Below are 1,952 nucleotides of genomic sequence, written 5' to 3' on the forward strand. Positions count from 1 at the left end.
ACCGGTCGGCGGCCGGTACCCCACGCGCGTCTATGAAAGGGGAGGTGAGCGTGTTCCGCAAGTGGATCCTGCCGGCCGCCGGTCTCCTCAGCCTGTGCATGTTGGTCCTGCTTGGCTTACCGCCGGCGCGGGCCGGCTGGCCGGGTATCGTGGTGCTCTCTGGTGCGACAGCCGGCGTGCAGGGCGCCGATGTGGTGGTGGACAGCTTGGGGCGGGTGCATGTGGTGTGGAGCGCCGGCGGGACGCTGTATCACCGTTGGAACGCCGGCGCCGGCTGGAGCAGTACCGCGAGCATCGGCGCCGGCAGTCAGCCGGCGCTGGCCGCGGACGGCCAGGGACGGGTCTATCTGGCTTTTGTGCGGCCGACTGGCACCGCCCAGGACGTGTTTATCGCCGGCTGGCAGAACGGCACGTGGGGAAGCCCGCAGAACCTCTCGGAAAGCGAGAATATCTCCGAGATGCCGGCGGTGGCGGCGACCACGTCCGGCGCATTAGCAGTGGCCTGGAGCGAGCGAGTGGCCGGCGCGGCGTGGATTTTCACCGCGACCTCTCCGGACGGCGTGTATTGGACAGTAGGGCCGGTGAGCTTTGGGCAGGGCAGTTACCCCAGCGCGGCGTTCGATGACAGCGGCCGGCCGGCGGTGGCCTGGCAGGAAACGCTGAGCGATGGGCATCCGGAGGAAGTCCTGTTCTGCCGCTGGACCGGGGCGCGCTGGGATGATATTCTGGATGCCTCGGCCACGCTGGAGGTGCCCTCTCGCCGGCCGGCGCTGGCCTGGCGCGGCGATGCCTGGGTGCTCGCTTGGGTCGAGGGGGATGGAGACAGCGCCCGGGCCGTCACGTCGAGCCTTGACCTCACAACGGGCACCTGGGATGAGATCGCGGTGGTATCCGATGAGGCGCCGCTGGAACGGCCGGGGCTGGCGTTTCGTCCAGGGGGCGCCGGCATGATTGTCTGGGGAGCGGGGAGCACAGCGCGCGGCCGGCGCTGGGATGCCGCGGCCGGCTGGATGGCTCCCGAGAATATCTCCGAGGGGATGAGCCAGGCGCGCGAGGCGCGTACGGCGGCCGGGGATATCTGGCATGTCATTTGGCTGGCGGACAGCGCGCCGGGGCGCAGTGATGTGTATTATGCCAGCGAGGGCACGGCCGCGCCCACGCCAACGCCTACTATTACGGCCACGCGCACTCCAACCCCGACCAGCACGCCGGCGGTTACCCCCGCCCGGGTGATACTGCTTCCGCTGATATATCGCTAGGCAAAATACGCCTCCCGCAAGAACATCTTCTCGCGGGAGGCGCTGTCTCAGCGGGACATGCCGGCCGAACTGCGCAGGTCCACCTGCAGGAGGCCGTACTCGCCGGGCCAGACCGGGCGCGCCGGCGAGGTCAGTGCCCGCTGGCCGTTGATGGTGAAGATGATGCGGTCGCCGGGTTTGGCTCCCTCATCCTCGGGGGTATAGGGGTCGTCGCCGTACAGCGGCATAGGGCCGAAGCGGCCGGCCTCCTTCACCACGAAGTGGCCGATCTTTACCCCATCCGGGTCGAAAGCCTCCACGATACTGCCGGCCGGCAGGGGCTGGCCGTCCAGCGTCGAGCTCAGGCTGTAGGCGTCCACCCAGCGGTTGGTGGGGCGCAGGCCGGCGGGGATGGAGACCTCGCTCTGCTCCGCGCTCTGCGCCAGGGCGTTCATCAGGCCGAGGCCGGCCGGCGAGTAGGTGAGCGTGCCGGCCTGGTTCATGCGGATCCAGTAGCCCAGGCCGGGGCGCATTTGCTGAAGCGTGTTCATCTCCGGCGGCAGGTCGGGGTAATAGGACAGGCCGCCGGCGTCGAAGCCCAGCACGGCGCGGAACCCGCCGGCGATGCTGTCCAGCGCCTGCAGAACGGGCAGAGGGCCATCCGGCAGATAGCTTACCAGGTTCCAGCGCTCACAGAGGCTGATGGGAATGCCG

2 protein-coding genes are annotated in these 1,952 nt (G+C 69.2%); one reads left to right on the forward strand and one right to left on the reverse strand.

Features of this window, described 5'->3' with window-relative positions; translation table 11 throughout:
* The first annotated feature begins 32 nt into the window (after nt 1–32).
* Nucleotides 33–1,259: a hypothetical protein gene (locus H5T60_14430; GenBank protein ID MBC7243627.1), complete on the forward strand. Its 1,227-nt coding sequence runs from the start codon at nt 33–35 to the stop codon at nt 1,257–1,259.
* Nucleotides 1,260–1,306: 47 nt separating this feature from the next.
* Here the strand turns inward: H5T60_14430 and H5T60_14435 are convergent.
* Nucleotides 1,307–1,952, reverse strand: a 646-nt coding sequence (locus H5T60_14435; GenBank protein ID MBC7243628.1) for a hypothetical protein, incomplete at its 5' end; no start/stop codon positions are given.

It is taken from the genome of Anaerolineae bacterium (assembly GCA_014360855.1).
Classification (GTDB): domain Bacteria; phylum Chloroflexota; class Anaerolineae; order JACIWP01; family JACIWP01; genus JACIWP01.